Source organism: Thalassospira profundimaris WP0211, from assembly GCF_000300275.1.
Taxonomy (GTDB): domain Bacteria; phylum Pseudomonadota; class Alphaproteobacteria; order Rhodospirillales; family Thalassospiraceae; genus Thalassospira; species Thalassospira profundimaris.
Genome location: NZ_AMRN01000005.1, coordinates 31,375 through 50,283 on the forward strand (window position 1 = coordinate 31,375; position 18,909 = coordinate 50,283).

Consider the following 18,909-nt stretch of genomic DNA (forward strand, 5'->3'; position numbering starts at 1 on the left):
TTACTCCGTTCTGATCCGCGGATCGATCAGGCCATAGGCAATGTCGACCAAAAGGTTCACGCCAACAATCAGCATGGAAAGAACCGTAATCACCGCCTGAAGCACGGGGTAATCACGCGCCCCCACAGCATCAAAGGCAAGGGTACCAAGACCAGGCCAGTTGAAAACGCGCTCGACCACGACGATGCCCCCCAGAAGCCCGCCAAACTGAAGACCGAAATAGGTAATCAGCGGGATGGCACAATTGCGCAGCGCATGTTTGTACAGCACCGTGCTTTCGGAAAGCCCCTTGGCCCGGGCGACCATGATGTATTGCGACTGCATCGTTTCGAGCATCGAGGTCCGCACAAGACGCACATTGGTCGCAGTCAGGATGATACCCATTGTAATGGCGGGCATCAGGAAGCTTGCAAATCCGTCCATTCCGCTTGGCGGCAGCCATTGCAGGGTAATGGAAAACAACAGAACAAGCATGATGGCCAACCAGAAGTTCGGGAAGGATAACCCGATCAGCGAAATGATCCGGATAAACTGATCTGCCCATTTGCCGCGTGAAACGGCGGCCTTGATGCCAAGCGGGATCGATACCGCGATGGAGACGAACATCGAGGCAAAGGCCAGCATCAACGTTGCCGGCAGGGCATTGCCAATCAGGTCGATCACCGGTGTTCCGCCAAGGAAAGAGCGGCCGAAATCAAGGGTGAAAATTCCCAGGAAGAAATCGGTATATTGCACCAGAAATGGCTTGTTGACGCCCAGTGCCTCGCGAATACGGGCAAGGTCCTCTTCGGTGATGCTGCCTGCACCCTGCGAAAGCATGAGTGCCGGGTCACCGGTCAGGCGAACGGCAAAGGCGACGACCAGTGTGACGGCGACAATCACAAAGGCAGCCTGCAAAATGCGTTTAATCAGAAATCCGGCCAAGGTCTTAATTCCTTAAGCAAACAGAAGGTGGGATGCCGCCCGTAATGCGGGGCAGGCGGCATCCCGTAAAGGATCAGTCTACTGAAACTTCGTTCAGGCGCAGGCGGCTATCAGGAACCGGGGTGAAGTTTTTAACCCGGTTGGATAGGCCAAAGATCGCATTGAGGTTGTAAAGCGGCATTTCCAGCGCACGATCAGCTGCGTAATTGGCAATCTCGCGCAGGATTTCCTCACGCTTGGCCTGATCGGTGATGGCGCGCTGGCTTTCAAGCAGCTCGTCCATTTTGGGGTCGCTGTCATACGGGTTCCATTTTTCACCCGTGTGATACATGAAATAAGCCGTGTTATCGAAATCAAGCGTCCAGCCACCCCAGGACTGCTGGAACATCTCGCCGGTTTTACCCTGCGGGATGATGTCGTTTAGCAGAACGTTGGTTTCGTAAGGCTTGATCGTGGCGTTCAGGCCAATAATCTGAAGGTAGCTGGCAACAGCCTGTGCTACTTCGTTAAAGGTTGAATCATTGCCGCGAATATTGATCTGAACATTGGCGCCCGGTGCGACGCCCGCTTCGGCCAGAAGTTCCTTGGCTTTGTTCGGATCATAAGGAAGCGGCTCCAGGGAGGGATCATAACCAAACGACAATTCACCCTGGAAGCTGACGATCTCGGATGCCTGACCACCCAGAACCGCATCAATGATCGCCTTGCGATCAACGCCATAAATCATGGCCTTGCGCACGCGCTCATCCTTGGTAATGCCGTTCGCGGTGTTAAAGCGCAGGGCATAGACGGTCGGGCTTGCGGTGGTGACGACCTGAATATTCGGGTCTTCTTCGATGGTCGGGATCATGCCGATCGGAATGGTCGGCGGGATCACCAGATCAACGCGACCAGCCTGCAATTCGGCAACAGCCGTCGACGGTTCACTGATGAAGCGGTATTCAAGATCGGAAATCTTGGCCTGATCGCCCCAGAACCCGTCATAGGCTTCCAGTTTGATGCCGACCTTCGGTTCATAGGATACGAATTTGAACGGACCGGTGCCGACCGGGTGCGCGTTGAAATAGTCTTCGCCATTCTCAGCGATATATTTCGGCGGCACGATCATTGCGCCATAGCCGGCAAGCTTGGTCAGCAGAACCGGATCAGGCTGAGTGAGGTGCATGTCGACCGTGTAGTCGTCGATGACTTCGACATTGTCAATCGCGGCATAGTTCGAACGCTGCGGGCCTTTTTTACCTTCTTCGCCCATCAGGCGATCAAAGGTGAATTTTACAGCATCGGCGTTGAACGGTTCGCCATTATGGAAGGTAACGCCTTCACGCAGCGCAAAGCGGATACGCAAACCGTCATCAAGAACCTCCCACGAGGTTGCCAGACCTGGTACCAGTTTGGTATCCGGCCCGCGATAGGTCAGACCATCATAAATGTTGGTTGCAACCGAGGCCCAGTTAACCAGAAAGGTATCGACCGGATCCCAACTGCCCGGATCCTGCGGCGAGGAAACGGTGAGTGTGCCTTCGGCGTGTGCCGGCGCAGACGCCATCATGCCACCGGCAAGAGCCAGCGCCATAAGGGCGGTACGCATTCCCTGTTTAATCATCAAGTTTTCTCCTTTGGTTGGTGGCCGGCTTTTGGGGCATCACGGAAAACACCGGTTTTTGATTTTCTGGTGTTTTTTTGGGTGACGTCCCGAAAGCCCGATCAGACCGCGTTGGCCACAAGATGGCCGGGTGCGATTTCCTGATAGCTGACAATGGCCGGTTCATCCCCGACACGACGCACCGGGCTTGGAATTTCACCGTCAAGCATGGTGCGATTAACGTTGCGTGTGGGGTCGGCCACTGGTACGGCGCTGAGCAAGCGCTGCGTATAGGGGTGTGACGGGTTTTCAAGAACCTGCTGGCGCGAACCAAGTTCGGCGACCTGGCCCAGATACAGCACGGCGACCCGGTGGCTCATCTTTTCAACGACGGCCATGTCGTGGCTGATGAACAAGTAGGCGAGGCCGTGTTCTTCCTGCAGTTCCATGAACAGGTTGATGATCTGTGCCTGGATCGACACATCAAGGGCCGAAAGGGCTTCGTCCGCGATGATCAGTTTCGGGTTCGAGGCAAGTGCTCGGGCAATACAGATGCGCTGGCGCTGACCGCCGGAAAATTCGTGCGGATAGCGATCCGCATGTGCCGATGTCAGGCCGACACGTTCAAGCAACTGGTCAACGCGCATTTTGATCTGTTTGGTGCCATCCATCAGATGATGGGTATGGATCGGTTCGGCAATTGAAAAACCGACCTTTTTGCGCGGATCAAGCGAGGCAAACGGGTCCTGGAAAATATATTGAATTTCCTGACGCAGACGTTGCTGATCAGCCTTGCCCATGCTGGCAAAGGGACGGCCATCAAATGTGATGTTACCGCTGGTGGCTTTTTGCAATTGCTGAATGGTCCGCCCGATCGTCGATTTGCCTGATCCGGACTCTCCGACCAGTGCAAGGGTCTCGCCGCGGTAAATGTCGAAGCTTACATTTTCGACCGCATGCACACGATGGGTGACGCCGCCAAAAATCCCCTTTTTGATGTCAAAGCGGGTGACAAGATCGCGCACCTGCAAAAGTGGTTGGGCATCGTATTTTGCCGTGTTCTGGATGTGCTCACTGCCGACGATACGCGGGGTGTCGCCATCCATGACGGCAACCGGGAACCGTTTGGGGAATTTCTCCCCCGCCATGGCACCAAGACGCGGAACCGCCGAAAGAAGTGTTTTGGTGTAGGGGTGCTTTGGGTTGGCAAACAGGTCTTTGACCGGGCCTTCCTCGACCTTTTTGCCTTTCCACATCACCATGACGTCGTCGGCAACTTCGGCCACCACGCCCATATCGTGGGTGATGAAAATAACCGCCATGCCGAGTTCGGCCTGAAGATCACGAATAATGGTCAGGATCTGGGCCTGAATGGTGACATCAAGGGCGGTGGTCGGTTCGTCCGCAATCAGCACTTTGGGCCGGCAGGCAAGGGCCATGGCGATCATTACGCGCTGTCGCATGCCACCGGAAAGTTGGTGGGGATAGCGGTTCAGAAGTTGTGCTGCATCTGGCAGGCGCACCATTTCAAGAAGCCGCAGCCCTTCTTTCAGAGCGTCCTTCTTGGACATGCCTTCATGCAGGATCAGCGATTCTGCAATTTGATCACCGATGGTGAATACCGGGTTCAGCGACGTCATCGGTTCCTGAAAGATCATGGCAATGTCCTTGCCACGGATCGCACGCATCTTTTTTTGCGGCAGGGCGAGCAAATCCGTTTTGCCCTCTGAACCTTCAAAGATGATTTTCCCGGACGGGTACGTTGCCCCCATCATTTCTGCCAGACGCATCACCGAAAGAGAGGTCACTGACTTGCCTGATCCGGACTCTCCGACAATGGCCGTCGTTTTGCCCGGTGAAACGGAAAGGGTCAGGTTTTCAATGACGCGCGATGCGCCAAACTCGACAGACAGATCCTCAATACGCAGAATCGGGGCATGTTCAGTCACGCGATTATCCTCGACTATCAAGTGTCGGAACGCGGGGTGGCGCGTACCGTGCAGACCGGGACCCGGAATTGCTGGGGATGGTTGGCATCTGATAAAGGGGTGTTGGGACGCCGTGGGGGGCGATAATCCCGATGTTTGCTGCACCGGCAGCACGTACCTTTTTCCAGATAATAGAGTTCAGCAACCCTGATCGCGGTTGAGCGATTTATAATTTATACACAATCATCATCATTTATCTGACGTTTTGTCAACGTTTTGTCTTTTTTTGAAGTTCAAATCGTATTTTCTGCACTTTCAGACGTGTCAGACCCTTTTTCGCGATCTGCTAGTTTGCTGTTTTTAATAAAAATAGTTACAGGCGACTTCTTGTGGCTCTTAAGCCCGGTGTTGGATGCGTGATGTGCCGGTCCAAGGGCAAAAAGACAGACTCCGTGAGTTGGATTGGTCGATACCTGTTTGGGTCAAACGGTCAGATCAGTGGAAATCATGGCTGTCGATCTTAAGGCGCTTGTGACTGGCGGTGCGTGTTTCCGGTTTTGAGCCCAGCTGATCCAGATCACCGGCAACTCGAGATGCTGTGGGTGAGGCGGCTTCCCCGGTTGGCAGGGCGGTGCGCGGGCTGGCCCAGCGCAGGTTGCGTGGATGGTTGTTGGCATCGCGCGCGATTTTGGTGTTTTCGCTCATCGATTGCAGCATATGGGTCAGATCGACCAGCTTGTCGGCAATGATGTGCGTCACCCCGTCTTCACGTTGCAATTTGCCGGTCACGCCCAGAACGGTGGCGGTCATGACTTCGCGACGGTGTTGTTCCATCACCTTGCTCCAGACCACAAGGTTGGTGATGCCGGTTTCATCCTCAAGGGTGATGAAAACAACCCCGGATGCCGTGCCGGGGCGCTGGCGAACGATCGCCAAGCCGGCATGGGTCAAACGATCCCCATTTCGTACATTGGGCAGATCACTGGCGGTACACACCCCGGCGGCACCCAATGCATCACGCAGCATCGCCATCGGATGGCCCTTAAGCGACAAGCGCAGGCTGGCGTAATCTTCGATGATCTCTTCGCCCGGGCCCATGATCGGCAGATCGACCGGGGCTTCGGCGCCAAATTCGGCCGAGACCCCCATATTGTGGTTAAAGTTCTGGGCCGCCTCAAACAGCGGCAGGCTTGCTGGGGCCTTGCGCCCCTTGCCAAACCGTCGCACAGCCCAAAGCGCTTCGCGCCTTGATAAGCCAAGCGATCCGAACGCATCGGCCTCAGCCAGTTTTTCAAGCGCGGCCGGGGATAGTCCTGTCTGGCGCGCCATCAGATAGACATCCTGAAACCCGCCAGCGGGCCGGTTGGAAATCAGGGCAAGGGCATCAAGCTCGCCAAATCCCTTGATCTGGCGAAAACCAAGCCGCACCGAATGATATCCCGCCGTGCGGCCCAATTCGCGTTCCAGCTGATTGTCCCAGAAGCTGTGATTGATATCGATTTCAAGCACGCGCACCCCGTGATTGCGCGCATCATTAACCAACTGTGCCGGGGCATAAAACCCCATCGGCTGGGAATTCAAAAGCGCGCATAAAAACACATCCGGATGATGGCATTTCAGCCAGGACGACGCATAGGCCAGAATGGCAAAACTCGCGGCATGGCTTTCGGGGAAGCCATAATCAGCAAAGCCTTCGATCTGTTTGAAGCAGCGTTCGGCAAAGTCCATGTCATAGCCGTTACCCAGCATGCCATTGATGAACTTGGTGCGATGTTCGCCAATGGTGCCGGTGCGCTTGAACGTCGCCATGGCACGCCTGAGGTTATCGGCCTCTCCGCCGGAATAGCCAGCGGCGACAATGGCGATCTGCATTGCCTGTTCCTGAAACAGCGGCACACCGCAGGTGCGTTTCAATACCGCTTCGAGTTCCGGGGACGGGTAGTCGACCTTTTCGCGGCCCATGCGCCGCTGCAAAAAGGGGTGGACCATGCCGCCCTGGATCGGGCCGGGCCGGACGATGGCGACCTGAATGGTCAGATCATAAATGCTTCGCGGTTTAAGGCGGGGCAGCATGCTCATTTGTGCGCGCGATTCTACCTGAAAGGTGCCGATGCTGTCGGCCTTTTCCAGCATGCGATAGGTCGCCCGATCTTCCTTGGGAAGGGTCGCCAGATCATAATCAATGTTCTTGTGATTGCGCAGCTCATCAAGCGCTTTTCGGATGCAGGTCAGCATGCCAAGGGCCAAGATATCGACCTTAAGGATGCCCAGCGCATCAATGTCATCCTTGTCCCATTCAATGGTGGTGCGGTCCGCCATCGCGGCGTTGGCAATCGGGGAGAGTTCACAAAGCGGCCCGCGCGTGATGACAAAACCGCCAACATGTTGCGACAGATGGCGCGGAAAGCCGGTTAACTCGCCCGCGATATCAAGCACCGCCTTCAGGCGCGGTTCATCGGGATGAATGCCGGATTGGCGCATCATATTGTCATGCGCGCCCTTGCTGCTTGATCCCCAAATGGTTTTGGTCAGTTTGACAATGGTGTCTTCCGACAGACCAAACACCTTGCCAACATCGCGAATGGCGCTACGTGATCGGTATGAAATCACCGTGGCGGTCAACCCGGCCCGGTCGCGGCCATAGCGTTCATAGATGAACTGAATAACCTCTTCGCGGCGTTCATGTTCAAAATCGACATCGATATCAGGCGGTTCGTTGCGGGCATTGCTGATGAAGCGCGAAAACAGCAATTCCACCTTGTTGGGATCGACCGAGGTGACATGCAAACAAAAACACACCGATGAATTGGCAGCCGACCCGCGCCCCTGACACAAAATGCCACGGGACCGGGCAAAGGCGACAATGTCATGCACGGTCAGGAAATAGGGGGCATAGCCCAACTCGTCGATCAGTTTAAGCTCTGTCTCGATCAGGTTTTTGACCTTGTCGGGCACACCATCGGGATAGCGTTTATGCGCACCTTCCCAGGTCAGGCGGGTCAAACGTTCCTGGGTGCCTTCGCCCGATCCGTCATTTTCGTCGGGGTATTCATAGCGCAACTCATCAAGGCTGAAGGTGCATTGATCGGCAATCTCGACGGTGCGGGCCAACCAGTGCGGGTGACCCGGAAACAGACGCGCCATTTCACGCGGCGATTTGATATGGCGTTCGCCATTGGGGAATAAACGGTATCCGGCATCCTCAATCGTGCAGTGATGGCGAATGCAAGTCAGGACATCCTGCAATGGTTTGCGCGATCGTAAATGCATATGCACGTCATTGGTCACCACGGCCGGAATGCCAAGCTCGGCCTCGACCATTTCGGTAAACTCAAGACGTTCGCTGTCAAACCCGTCCATGAACCGCCCGATGGCCAGCCAAAGGCGATCTTCGAAATGCGCTTTCAAACTGATCAGCTCAGAGCGAAAGGCGTCACCCGGCACCTGTGGCGGCACGGCGATAAACAGCAGGCCTTCGCCATGGGTGACGATATCGGCAAGATAAATCTCGCACGATCCCTTGGGCGCGCGCCGTTTGCCAAGGGTCAGCAGCCGGCACAGCCGCGCGTAAGCCTGCCGATCCGTCGGATAACTCAGCAAGGATGGACCGTCCATCGGATCAAGCCGACAGCCAACAATGTAGTTCAACCGGTCGGCATAATTGCGATGGGCGGTATGGCCGCGCACCACCCCGGCCAGCGTGTTGTGATCGGTGATCGCAATTGCATGCAGGCCCTTGGTGGCAGCGGTCAGCACCAGTTCCTCCGCATGCGATGCCCCGCGCAGAAATGAAAAATTGCTGCTGACATGCAGTTCGGCATAGGCCGGGTCGGCTGTACTGTTGGTTTGCTTGGTCATGGCATCAAATCACATCACCCGGCAAACAAACCATGCACCGACCAGATATCCTGTCCGGCATGGCCGCTGCGAAACAGCCAGATCAAGCGTCCTTTCTGATCGCAGATGCGGAAATAATCGCGTGTCATATGCGACAGGGTGTAATTATCCCGGTCCAGATGGGTCCACCATTCCGGGCAGATGCGCTCTGGCCCGTCCGTACGCAGAACATCAATCATCATCTTGCGCCAGCGCAGTTTTGTTGGCGCGCCGTTGGCGCCGCGTTCCATGACATCGACCGGTTCGGGCGGATCAATCAGACGGACCGGACGCTTGGGCAGCGGCGCATCCGCAAGACGTGCCGGTTTGGCAGCCCCGGTCGGCGATTGCCGGATGGCGGCCCGTTCGGGCAGGTGGCTGGCGTGGTGGGCGGGGCGGTACAAAATATCCTTTGGCCCCAGATGATGGGCAATGCGATCAAGAAGCTGCGCCAGTGCGATGGCATCGCTGCTGTCATCCTGCTTGCGGTCAAGGCGGACCTGACGAAAGGCAACATGTTCGACCCACGGGGCATAGACAATCACCTGTTCGATGCCAAAGCCGGTATCCACCCCGGGCATCTTTTCCGCGAGCAATCGCAAAATATGGCTTTCGGACTGGCAGGGTGTGCCGGTTGTGGTCGTGATGGTATGGGCATGGCCATCGACCCGGATGGACCGGACGATCAGGCGCCTAAGACCAAGGTTTTCATCACGCAGTTTGGCGCAAAGCTCGGCCACCATGCTTTCAATCGCATGTGCCAGCGTGTCAGCACTCCCCAATGGTTCACCAAAACTTTGTTTGATCAGCCACGGCGCATCGGGCAGTTCAAAATTCAGATGTTCGGGCAGGCGGCCATAAAACTGATCAAGGCGATGCAACACATCCGGGCCAAGGCGGGTGGTGATATTGGCACGCGGCAGGGGCGTGATATCACCCAGTTGTTTCAGGCCAAGACGGGCCAGAACCGCGATAATGTCATCAGACAGCCGCAGGCACGATACCGGAAACCCGGCCGCAACCCCGTGATCCCGCGGCAGGGATAAAATGCGCTCATCTGACGCGCCCGGATGGCCCCCTGTATGGCAACGGGCCGCCGCCCATGCCGCCCCGGCGGTATCGGCAATGGCGGCGCGGGCTGCAATGCCCTGGGCTTTCATGTCGCGCAGGATTTGTTTGATCATCGCACTTTCGCCGCCAAACAAATGACTGCCGCCAGTGATTTCAAGCCACATGCCGGCATCGCCATTAAGCCCATGCGCATGCAAGTCCCGATCCGGCGCAATCCACGGGCTATAGCGGTCCATGAAGCGCACCAGTCGGACAAATTTACCATCGCAGAGATCAGTGTCCTCGAGGCTGTCCTGAAGATCGGGCAGGATGCTGCGCGCATCAGAAAGGCGCATGCCGCCATGAAGTCCGGCCTTTTGTGCCGCTGCATTCAGGCCGCAGACGAGCACGCCCTTGTGATCGCTGCGCGTGATCACGTGCGAGGTGTCTTGTGGCTTTGAGGCCTGTGGGACAGTTTTCGGACTGTCAGCATCGCGGGGCTGATCAGGCGTGAGCGTGCCTGTCTTGTGTTGAGGCTTCTGACAGTCGGTTTTCCAGTGGGTCAGCCACAGATAAAGAAAACGTTGTTGCATCGGTTTTGACTTTCCAGCTTCCCGGTCGGACCCCGCGTCCCCCGATCAGGCTGAGATGATGGTCGTTTCCTGTTGGTCGTTCTGTTGGTTCCAAGGCGTTTACAGGTGTTATTTGCCAGCGTGTCCACGCGCTTGAGGTTGGAATGCGCCCGTTTCTGGCAAGCGGGCGCAAAACAATGATGCGTGTGCCGCCACTTTCACAGGCCAGTTGCAGGCGCCTTGCCGTGGTCAGGTCATAGTCGGTGGTTTCAATGATCACCGCACGGACCTGACCGGATTTTGCCACTTCCTCGCAGGTCCAAAGGGCGGTGGCCTGTTGATCGACCGTCATCATCAACGGTTCGGGTTCAAGCGCCGTCATCGGCAGGGACAGGGCATAAAACCCGCCCTGATCAAGGGCCCGACGCTGCCGGATCCAGAAGATGCCCTTGCCGGGTGGCGGGGCAGATGGGTGATTAGAGGCATCAGAGGGTGCCTCCACAGACAATGTCGCCAGATACCACGCCAAAAGGGATGCCGCGCAATCATCATGGCCGCACAACACTTCATGCAGGCCAATCGGGGCAAGGCCGCCGATACTGATATGATCGCGCAGGAACGTGCCGCCAAAGGCACGCGCAATCACCCCGTCTGCCCGATCTGGCCCACCGGACAGACAGGAAACCTGAACTTTCCATTGCTGCTCAGCCCGCGCCAAAGCCGCGCGTGCCTGATGAATGCGTCTGTCTGACATTTTAGTGTTCCTGTTTTGTTCTATTTTATGTGGTCAAAGCGGAACAGGAGTCAAGGCGTATCCAATCGGGTTTTTCAGGATCGGGGAATATGTGGTTGAAGCAAAAGAAAACCCGGCATTCGCAAATGCCGGGTTTTCCTGAATACATGTCTGAGTGCAGATCAGATTTCCGGGAACCAGGCCCCGAGAACACCGAATTCTTCAAGCTTGGAGACAATCGCCTCTGCTGCTTCTTCGGCGGTCTGATCGGATGTATTGACCGTGATCTCGGCGTTTTCTGGCCGTTCATAGGGGCTGTCGATCCCGGTGAAGTTTGCGATCTCGCCTGCACGGGCCTTTTTATAAAGACCCTTCACATCGCGCTGTTCACAGACTTCAAGCGGGGTGTCGATAAACACCTCGATGAACTCGTCTTTCTCAACAAGGCTGCGCGCCAGTTGGCGTTCGCTTTTGAACGGCGAGATGAAGGATACCAGCGTGATCACGCCCGCATCGACAAACAGCTTGGCGGTTTCACCAACCCGGCGGATGTTTTCCACCCGGTCAGCATCGGTAAAGCCAAGATCCTTGTTCAGGCCATGACGGACATTGTCGCCATCAAGGGTGTAGGTATGTTTGCCAAGGGCATGGAGCTTCTTCTCAACCAGGTTGGCGACGGTCGATTTACCCGCACCCGACAGGCCGGTGAACCACAGAATGACCGATTTCTGGCCTTTCTGATAGGCACGCGCGCCCTTGTTGATGTCCATTTCCTGCCATTTGATGTTGGTCGCACGGCGCAGAGAATGGTTGACCATGCCCGCCCCAACGGTGGCGTTGGTAAAGCGGTCAATGATGATGAAGCGGCCCGAATGACGGTTCTGATCATAGGGATCAAACGCCAGCGCCTTGTCGGCCGAGATATTGGCAATCCCGACTTCGTTAAGCTCAAGCGTTTTGCCCGCCACATGTTCAAGCGTGTTCACATTGACCTTGTATTTAAGGTCGCTGATCTGTGCATTGGCAACCTGTGCGCCCATCTTGATCAGATAGGGGCGGCCGGGCAGAAGGTGATCTTCATGCATCCAGATGATGCGGGCTTCGAACTGATCGGCAAAGTCGGGCTTGGCATCCGCATGCGCCAAAACGTCGCCACGCGAAATGTCGATTTCATCTTCAAGGGTCAGGGTAATCGCCTGACCGGCAATGGCTTCGTAAAGGTTACCATCAAAGGTGACGATGTCCTTGACCTTGCTGGTCAGGCCCGATGCGGTCACGACAACCTCGTCACCCGGTTTGACGCGGCCTGATGAAATGGTGCCGGAAAAGCCCCGAAAATCAAGGTTCGGGCGGTTGACCCACTGCACCGGCAAACGGAACGGCTTTTCAATCGCATCCTGTTCGACCTGCACATCTTCAAGATGGGCCAGAAGCGTCGGGCCGGAATACCAGGGCGTATTCGCGCTCGGCTCGATCATGTTGTCGCCACGCAGGGCCGAAAGCGGGATCGCGGTGATCGAGCTATAGTTCAGCTGTTCAGCGAATTTCAGATACTCGGCAACGATCTGATCAAACTTGGATTGGTCATAGTCGATCAAATCCATCTTGTTGACCGCCAGCACCACATGCTTGATGCCCAGAAGGGATGTGATGAAGCTGTGGCGGCGGGTCTGGGTCAGAATGCCCTTACGCGCATCAATCAGGATGACGGCAACATCGGCGGTCGATGCACCGGTCGCCATGTTACGGGTATATTGTTCGTGGCCGGGGGTATCGGCGACGATGAATTTACGCTTGTCGGTCGAGAAGAAGCGATAGGCCACATCAATGGTGATGCCCTGTTCACGTTCGGCTTGCAGGCCATCAAGCAGCAGGGCGAAATCAATTTCGCCACCTTGCGTCCCGACCTTGCGGCTATCTGATTCAAGGGCGGCCAGCTGATCTTCAAAGATCAGTTTGGAATCCCAAAGCAGACGCCCGATCAGGGTCGATTTGCCGTCATCCACGCTGCCGCAGGTGATGAAACGCAGAAGGCTTTTTTCTTCCTGGGCTTTGAGGTAACCAAGAATGTCTTCAGCAATCAGGTCAGATTTATGGGACATCAGAAATAACCTTCCTGCTTCTTCTTCTCCATCGACCCGGCCTGGTCGTGGTCAATCATGCGGCCCTGACGTTCGCTTGAGCGGGTCAGAAGCATTTCCTGAATAATGTCGGGCAGGGTGGCTGCCTCGGACTCAACGGCACCCGTCAGCGGATAGCAGCCAAGGGTCCTGAAACGCACCGATTTCATTTCCGGGGTCTCGCCCGGGTTCAGCGGCATGCGGTCGTCATCGACCATGATCAGCATGCCGTCGCGTTCGACCACCGGGCGTTTGGCGGAATAATACAGCGGCACAATCGGGATCTGCTCACGATAGATATATTGCCAGATATCAAGCTCGGTCCAGTTCGAGATCGGGAAAGCACGGATGCTTTCGCCCTTGTTGATCCGGGCGTTATAGATATCCCACAATTCCGGGCGCTGGTTTTTCGGATCCCAGCGGTGGGTTTCGGTCCGGAAGGAGAATACACGTTCCTTGGCACGTGCCTTTTCCTCGTCACGGCGTGCGCCGCCAAAGGCCGCATCGAACTTGTATTTGTTCAGCGCCTGTTTAAGCGATTCCGTCTTCATGACATCGGTATGCAGGCTGGATCCATGGGTGAACGGGCCAATGCCGCGCTCCACACCGTCCTGATTGATATGGACAATCAGATCAAAGCCGTATTCAGCCGCCATCCGGTCGCGAAATTCGATCATTTCGCGGAATTTCCAGGTGGTATCGACATGCATCAATGGAAAGGGCGGCGGGGCCGGATAAAACGCCTTGCGCGCCAGATGCAGCAGAACTGATGAATCCTTACCGATGGAATAAAGCATCACCGGCCGCTCGAACGATGCCGCCACCTCGCGGATGATGTGGATACTCTCTGCCTCAAGCTGGCGGAGATGGGTCAGATTAGGCTGCATTCTCTTTCCTGCCGATCAATCATAACTGTGGCAATCAACACATAATTTAGTGTTTATAAAAGTATTTCACTTAGCTTTGATGGGTAATATGGAACGCACCGCAACGCAAGTGTGATTTCTATTTTTACACAAAATTTTGTAGTCGAATGATTATTAACACTTTTAATAGTGTTTAATTTGAAAGGCGTGGCAGGGCAAGTTTATTTGCATCGCAGGGCCTCTGTTCGGGGAGGAAGACCTAAATTTTACCTTCCAAGCCAGAGTAAGCCAGATGCATTGACCAGATACCCCATTCATCGCCATATCAATCACACGCAATTGCGGCGGCGATATGTGGGGGCGATGAACGGAAACGCACAGCCATTCAAGACCTGGATTATTCAGGATGGTATGGCCCTGATGTGGCAGGGGCGGGGCATTGTTGCCATTTCGGTGCTGCTGACGGTTCTGATCAGCGGGCTTGGCGCTGTCATGCCCCGCCCGGCATTGCTGGACGTTGAGGGTACGCCAAGTCTGATCGGTGCGATCTGGCAAGTCATCTGGTTTGCGATTTATGCCATTCCGCTGATCCCTGTTGCCTATGTCAGCCATATCGCTGTCCTGAGGGGCGAGGTCGGGGTTGCGGCCATGCGCGTGCAAGATTTGACCGGGGTGCTGAATTTTGCGCGGGGCATGATGGCTGCTGCATTGGTGGTGGCGGTTTTGGGCACGCTCTATCAGCTTGTTTTCGTGTCCGACCTTCTATTGATGAGTACAGGCCGCGTTGATGCGTCGGCGGCGTTGCGTCTTGGTGCGGGGGCAGTGATGGCCCTTCTGGTCTTTGCGCCGTTTGTGCTGTTGGGCGCGTGGGGGGCGGTAAGTCTTCAAACGGGGCAGACAAGGTTTGGCGATGTTCTGGCCGTCGGACGGCGATGCTTCTTCTATCTGTTTGTGCGACTCTTGGCGGTGGTTCTGTTCCTGCCCATTCTCTCAGCCTTGGTGTTGCCAGTCATGGGGCAGGTGGTGGCGATACTGGTTGCCGTTGGCATCCCCGCCGATCCGGCATTTCTGATCGTCAGTGCTGCATTTTCCGCGTTGATCGGCTGTTTCGCTGTTGTACTGGTTTCCGTGGTCTTTTGTCGGGCCTGGCTGCTGGCAAAATAAAGGGCACAGAGCAAAATCGCATGGGGCTGTTATAAGCTTGACGATAGAACCCATTGTAATTTTATTTCAAATTTTGATTGTCTGATAAAATAAACTTGATTTAGGTCAGTGTTGCTTGCCAAATAACGGCAATGTTGCTGACCTAAAGAGTGCTGCCATGTCTGTTCAATGGAATGAAATGATCGTCCCCGATGCCCGTGCCCTGCGGGCGTCTGAAATTCGTGACCTGCTGAAAGTGGCTGAACGGCCAGAGATTATTTCATTTGCCGGTGGCGTGCCCGATCCCAAGCTTTTCCCGCTTGCGACCTTTAACAATGTTTATGGCGATCTGACCGGCGATGAGCAGGCCGGGCGTCGCAGCCTGCAATATTCCATCAGTGAAGGCCTGCCCGGGTTGCGGCAATGGATTGCGGATGATCTGGCGGCGACGGGGGCCGTGCGCGATATTGATAATATCCTGATCACCTGTGGTGCGCAGCAGGGGCTGGATATGCTCGCCCGCCTGTTGCTGGAGCCGGGGCGCGAGATCGTTCTGGAAAAGCCAAGCTATCTCGGCGCGATGCAGGCCTTTTCAATGCGTCGGCCAAGCTATGTCGGCATTGCCATGGATGATGAAGGTCCGGTGATTGCCGAACTTGATGCCGCCTTTACCAAGGGCGCGCGGATTGCCTATCTGTCGCCAGATTTCCAGAACCCGACGGGACGATCCTATTCGCTTGATCGCCGTTTGGCGGTGCTGGAGATTGCCCGCAAATACGGCGCGGTGATCCTTGAAGACGCGGCCTATTGCAAGCTTGCCTATGAAGGTGAAAGCCTGCCGTCGCTTCTAGCACTTGATGACGCCCATGGCGATCCGGATTTCGGAACAGTTATCCAACTGGGCACCTTTTCCAAAACGCTGGCACCGGCCCTTCGCATTGGCTGGATCACGGCACCGCGGCCAGTGATCAAACAGCTTGTTCTGATGAAGCAGGCAGGGGATCTGCATGTATCAACCATCAATCAGGAAATCGCACTGCGTGTCGCATCGAAACTGTTCCCAAGCCATCTGGAAACCCTGCAGGATGCCTATCGCGCCAAACGCGATGTGATGCTGGGCGCGCTTGAGGACTTCATGCCCGAAGGTGTCAGTTGGTCGCGCCCGCAAGGGGGCATGTTTGTCTGGTTAACATTGCCCGACAAAATCAACAGCCGCGAACTTCTGATCGATGCGATGGAGGATGCCAAGGTCGCCTTTGTTCCCGGTCAGGCATTCTTCTGTGATCAAAGCGGGATCAATACCGCGCGCCTGAGCTTTGCCACCGAAAGCAGCGAACGTATCCGCGATGGTATTGAACGTTTGGCCCTGCTGATCCGGCGCAAGGATAACCAGTAAGAAAAAAAGAACCCGGCAGCGGGTGGGGAATGCTGCCGGGTAAAGACCTGCTGTCGGGGGTATGAAGCAGGTCACGGGAGTTTGCATGGGTCAGGTCAGAGGTCAGGGTATGTGCATGGTCATGCCTGCCCCATCAGGGCGCGCAGCAACAAGGATGCTGCGCCAAGGACGACAATCCCGCCGACATAAAGGCCGACAAACCATAGCCATCTGCGGGCTTTTGGGGATTTGAGAGGTGATTTGAGACTGGCCATCAGTGATACCCCTCATCCCCGGTTTTGCCGCGGAACACCCAATAGGCATAGGCGGTGTAAGCCAGAATGATCGGCAGCAGAACCACAGCCCCCACCAGCATGAAGGCAAGGCTGTTTTCCGGCGCGGCCGCATCGCGGAAGGTGATCATCGGCGGCACGATATTGGGATAAAGCGTGATCCCGAAGCCAAGATAACTCAGGAAGAAAATACCCAGCGTGATGCCAAACACGGTCTTTTCACGCTTCTTGACCGCATGCCACAACCAATAGAGCAGACCAACCGTCACAATCGGGATCGGGGCGAGGTAAAGCATGTTTGGCAATTCAAACCAGCGCTGGGCATAGGCCGGATTAACATAGGTCGTCATCAGCGACACCACGCCAAGATTGGCCGCCATCCAGATCACGGCCGGTTTGGCGAGACGGCGCAAGTTGCCCTGAAAGTCGCCTTCCATCTTCATGATCAGCCAGCCGGTACCGAGCAGGGCATAGCCGACGACAACCGCCGTTGCACAGAACACCGAAAACGGGCTCAGCCAATCAAATGCATCGCCAACAAAACGCCCGTTTTCAACCGCAATGCCTTCGATAAAGCCGCCCAGCATTGCGCCTTGCATCGCGGCTGCGATGATCGATCCGGCGGAAAAGGCAAAGTCCCAGTGTTTCTGGTGGTTCTTGCTTTTGAACCGGAATTCAAACGCCACACCACGGAAAACAAGGGCGAGCAACATGGTAAAGACCGGAATATAAAACGCTGTCATCAGCAATGAATAGGCCTGCGGGAAGGCGGCATAAAGCCCACCCCCGCCCAGGATCAGCCAGGTTTCATTGCCATCCCAAACCGGGGCCACGGTATTCATCATCCGGCCGCGATTTTTCGGGTTCTTGATGAACGGGAACAGGATGCCGATTCCAAGGTCAAAGCCATCCAGCGTGACATAGGCAAAGACGGCAACAGCAATCAGCAGAACCCAGATCAGTTGATAATCCATGATCATTCTCCTGCCACAGGCGGATGTGCAGCGGTGGACTGGCGGCCACCGGCCCGCAAGATTTCGGTTTCTTCAGGGATGTGGGCCGAGCGCGGGTCCTTGATCATGGCGCGCAGGATATAGGCCGTGCCGACCCCGAACACGATGGCATAAACCACCACAAAGGCGATCAGCGATCCGGCAATGGCGGTCGGGGCGACGGGCGACCCGGCCTCGGACGTTCGCATCAGGCCATAGACCACCCAGGGCTGCCGCCCGACTTCGGTGGTAAACCAGCCGGCCAGAATGGCAACAAAGCCACTTGGTCCCATCAGAAGGGCAAAGCGATGCAAATAGCCACAGCTATAAAGTTTCTTGCGCAGACGTGCGATGACGCTGGCAATGCCCAGAAGTGCCATCAAAACACCCAACCCGACCATGATGCGGAACGTCCAGAATACAATCGCCGCATTCGGGCGATCTTCGGGTGCGAAGTCCTTAAGACCGGTGATCTTGCCATCCCATTCATGGGTCAGGATCATCGACCCCAGCTTGGGGATTTCGAGCGCGTATTTGGTTTCTTCCTCTTCCATGTCGGGCATGCCAAACAGGATCAGGGGCGCACCTTCGCGGGTTTCAAAATGCCCCTCCATCGCGGCCACTTTGGCGGGCTGATGTTCAAGGGTATTAAGCCCGTGCAAATCACCGGCAAAAATCTGGATCGGGCCAAGGATGGCCGCCATCCACATTGCCATGGAAAACATGATTTTGGCCGCCCGGTTTTCGCGATCACGCATCAGATGCCATGCACCAACCGCACCAACCACAAGGGCTGTGGTGAGGTAGGCGGCCAGCACCATATGCACCAGACGATACGGGAAGCTTGGATTGAAAATCGCGTCGATCCAGCTTGAAACAACCGCCCGGCCATTTTCAATCACATAGCCGTCCGGTGTTTGCATCCAGCTATTGGCCGACAAAATCCAGAAGGCCGAGAAAAGCGTGCCAACCGCAACCATGGTGGTGGCGGTAAAGTGCAGCTTCGGCCCGACACGGTTCAAGCCAAACAGCATGATGCCAAGGAAACCGGCCTCAAGGAAGAAGGCGCTCAGCACCTCATAGGCCAGAAGCGGGCCGATCACACCGCCGGTAAATTCGGAAAACGGTCCCCAGTTCGTGCCGAACTGATAGGACATCACAATCCCGGATACGACGCCCATGCCAAAGGCCAGGGCAAAGATTTTCATCCAGAATTTGTAAAGCGAAAGATAGGTCTCGTCCCTGGTGCGCAGCCAAAGGGCTTCGAGCACAAACAGGAAGCTTGCCAGTCCGATGGTAAAGGACGGGAAGATAATGTGGAACGAGACGGTGAAGGCAAACTGTATGCGCGCCAATAGTTCTGCATCAAGCATTGGCAGGGTCCTCTAAGGTGGCGAAGCCTCGGGACAACTCTGCATCTTCCGCAAACGGAAGTGCCCTTTGACGGATGCATGT

The 18,909-nt window shown here is 55.8% G+C and carries 13 protein-coding genes; 2 read left to right on the plus strand and 11 right to left on the minus strand.

The genetic code is table 11. The features are described 5' to 3' along the window. From TH2_RS10740 to cysD, 8 genes are all read right to left on the minus strand, one after another. Window positions 1–924 (minus strand): ABC transporter permease, encoded by a 924-nt coding sequence (locus TH2_RS10740; RefSeq protein WP_008890453.1) that lies wholly within the window; start codon window positions 922–924, stop codon window positions 1–3. A 73-nt stretch (window positions 925–997) separates the two neighbouring features. Then, window positions 998–2,527: an ABC transporter substrate-binding protein gene (locus tag TH2_RS10745; protein ID WP_008890454.1), complete on the minus strand. Its 1,530-nt coding sequence runs from the start codon at window positions 2,525–2,527 to the stop codon at window positions 998–1,000. A gap of 101 nt (window positions 2,528–2,628) precedes the next feature. Then, the gene (locus TH2_RS10750) at window positions 2,629–4,455 is read right to left on the minus strand and encodes an ABC transporter ATP-binding protein (protein WP_008890455.1); all 1,827 of its coding nucleotides are present in this window, start codon (window positions 4,453–4,455) and stop codon (window positions 2,629–2,631) included. A gap of 474 nt (window positions 4,456–4,929) precedes the next feature. After that, complete coding sequence (locus tag TH2_RS10755) at window positions 4,930–8,292, minus strand: error-prone DNA polymerase (protein WP_008890456.1); 3,363 nt, start codon at window positions 8,290–8,292, stop codon at window positions 4,930–4,932. Window positions 8,293–8,306: 14 nt separating this feature from the next. Next, window positions 8,307–9,953: a Y-family DNA polymerase gene (locus TH2_RS10760; RefSeq protein WP_238538692.1), complete on the minus strand. Its 1,647-nt coding sequence runs from the start codon at window positions 9,951–9,953 to the stop codon at window positions 8,307–8,309. Beyond that, entirely contained in the window at window positions 9,865–10,686 is an 822-nt protein-coding gene (locus TH2_RS10765; protein ID WP_008890458.1) for an ImuA family protein, read from the minus strand. The genes TH2_RS10760 and TH2_RS10765 overlap by 89 nt, the downstream gene beginning before the upstream one ends. A gap of 161 nt (window positions 10,687–10,847) precedes the next feature. Next, window positions 10,848–12,767 carry a sulfate adenylyltransferase subunit CysN gene (gene cysN, locus TH2_RS10770; protein WP_008890459.1) on the minus strand — a complete coding sequence of 640 codons (1,920 nt, stop codon included), beginning with the start codon at window positions 12,765–12,767 and terminating at the stop codon, window positions 10,848–10,850. Next, complete coding sequence (gene cysD, locus TH2_RS10775) at window positions 12,767–13,660, minus strand: sulfate adenylyltransferase subunit CysD (protein ID WP_238538697.1); 894 nt, start codon at window positions 13,658–13,660, stop codon at window positions 12,767–12,769. Before cysD ends, cysN begins: the two co-directional genes overlap by 1 nt. A gap of 354 nt (window positions 13,661–14,014) precedes the next feature. Between cysD and TH2_RS10780 the strand changes: the two genes are divergently transcribed. Beyond that, entirely contained in the window at window positions 14,015–14,815 is an 801-nt protein-coding gene (locus TH2_RS10780; RefSeq protein ID WP_008890461.1) for a hypothetical protein, read from the plus strand. Window positions 14,816–14,972: 157 nt separating this feature from the next. Beyond that, a complete protein-coding gene (locus TH2_RS10785; protein ID WP_008890462.1) occupies window positions 14,973–16,190 on the plus strand; it encodes an aminotransferase-like domain-containing protein in 1,218 nt (405 codons plus the stop codon). A gap of 119 nt (window positions 16,191–16,309) precedes the next feature. Here the strand turns inward: TH2_RS10785 and TH2_RS20775 are convergent, their stop codons facing one another. The 3 genes from TH2_RS20775 to TH2_RS10795 are packed head-to-tail and all read right to left on the minus strand — an operon-like array spanning window position 16,310 to window position 18,827. Beyond that, window positions 16,310–16,444 carry a DUF2474 family protein gene (locus TH2_RS20775; protein WP_081579299.1) on the minus strand — a complete coding sequence of 45 codons (135 nt, stop codon included), beginning with the start codon at window positions 16,442–16,444 and terminating at the stop codon, window positions 16,310–16,312. After that, on the minus strand, window positions 16,444–17,436 hold the full coding sequence (gene cydB, locus TH2_RS10790) for a cytochrome d ubiquinol oxidase subunit II (protein WP_462933924.1): 993 nt from the start codon (window positions 17,434–17,436) through the stop codon (window positions 16,444–16,446). Before cydB ends, TH2_RS20775 begins: the two co-directional genes overlap by 1 nt. 2 nt (window positions 17,437–17,438) lie before the next feature. Beyond that, entirely contained in the window at window positions 17,439–18,827 is a 1,389-nt protein-coding gene (locus TH2_RS10795; protein WP_008890464.1) for a cytochrome ubiquinol oxidase subunit I, read from the minus strand. Between the last annotated feature and the right edge of the window lie 82 nt (window positions 18,828–18,909).

What these genes read in the sequence shown, in the direction of transcription:
- cysN (WP_008890459.1), bottom strand. Translation starts at nt 12,767, where the DNA reads ATGTCCCATAAATCTGACCTGATTGCTGAAGACATTCTTGGTTACCTC.
- TH2_RS10785 (WP_008890462.1), top strand. Translation starts at nt 14,973, where the DNA reads ATGTCTGTTCAATGGAATGAAATGATCGTCCCCGATGCCCGTGCCCTG.
- cydB (WP_462933924.1), bottom strand. Translation starts at nt 17,436, where the DNA reads ATGGATTATCAACTGATCTGGGTTCTGCTGATTGCTGTTGCCGTCTTT.
- TH2_RS10760 (WP_238538692.1), bottom strand. Translation starts at nt 9,953, where the DNA reads ATGCAACAACGTTTTCTTTATCTGTGGCTGACCCACTGGAAAACCGAC.
- TH2_RS10795 (WP_008890464.1), bottom strand. Translation starts at nt 18,827, where the DNA reads ATGCTTGATGCAGAACTATTGGCGCGCATACAGTTTGCCTTCACCGTC.
- TH2_RS10745 (WP_008890454.1), bottom strand. Translation starts at nt 2,527, where the DNA reads ATGATTAAACAGGGAATGCGTACCGCCCTTATGGCGCTGGCTCTTGCC.
- TH2_RS20775 (WP_081579299.1), bottom strand. Translation starts at nt 16,444, where the DNA reads ATGGCCAGTCTCAAATCACCTCTCAAATCCCCAAAAGCCCGCAGATGG.
- TH2_RS10755 (WP_008890456.1), bottom strand. Translation starts at nt 8,292, where the DNA reads ATGACCAAGCAAACCAACAGTACAGCCGACCCGGCCTATGCCGAACTG.
- TH2_RS10765 (WP_008890458.1), bottom strand. Translation starts at nt 10,686, where the DNA reads ATGTCAGACAGACGCATTCATCAGGCACGCGCGGCTTTGGCGCGGGCT.
- TH2_RS10780 (WP_008890461.1), top strand. Translation starts at nt 14,015, where the DNA reads ATGAACGGAAACGCACAGCCATTCAAGACCTGGATTATTCAGGATGGT.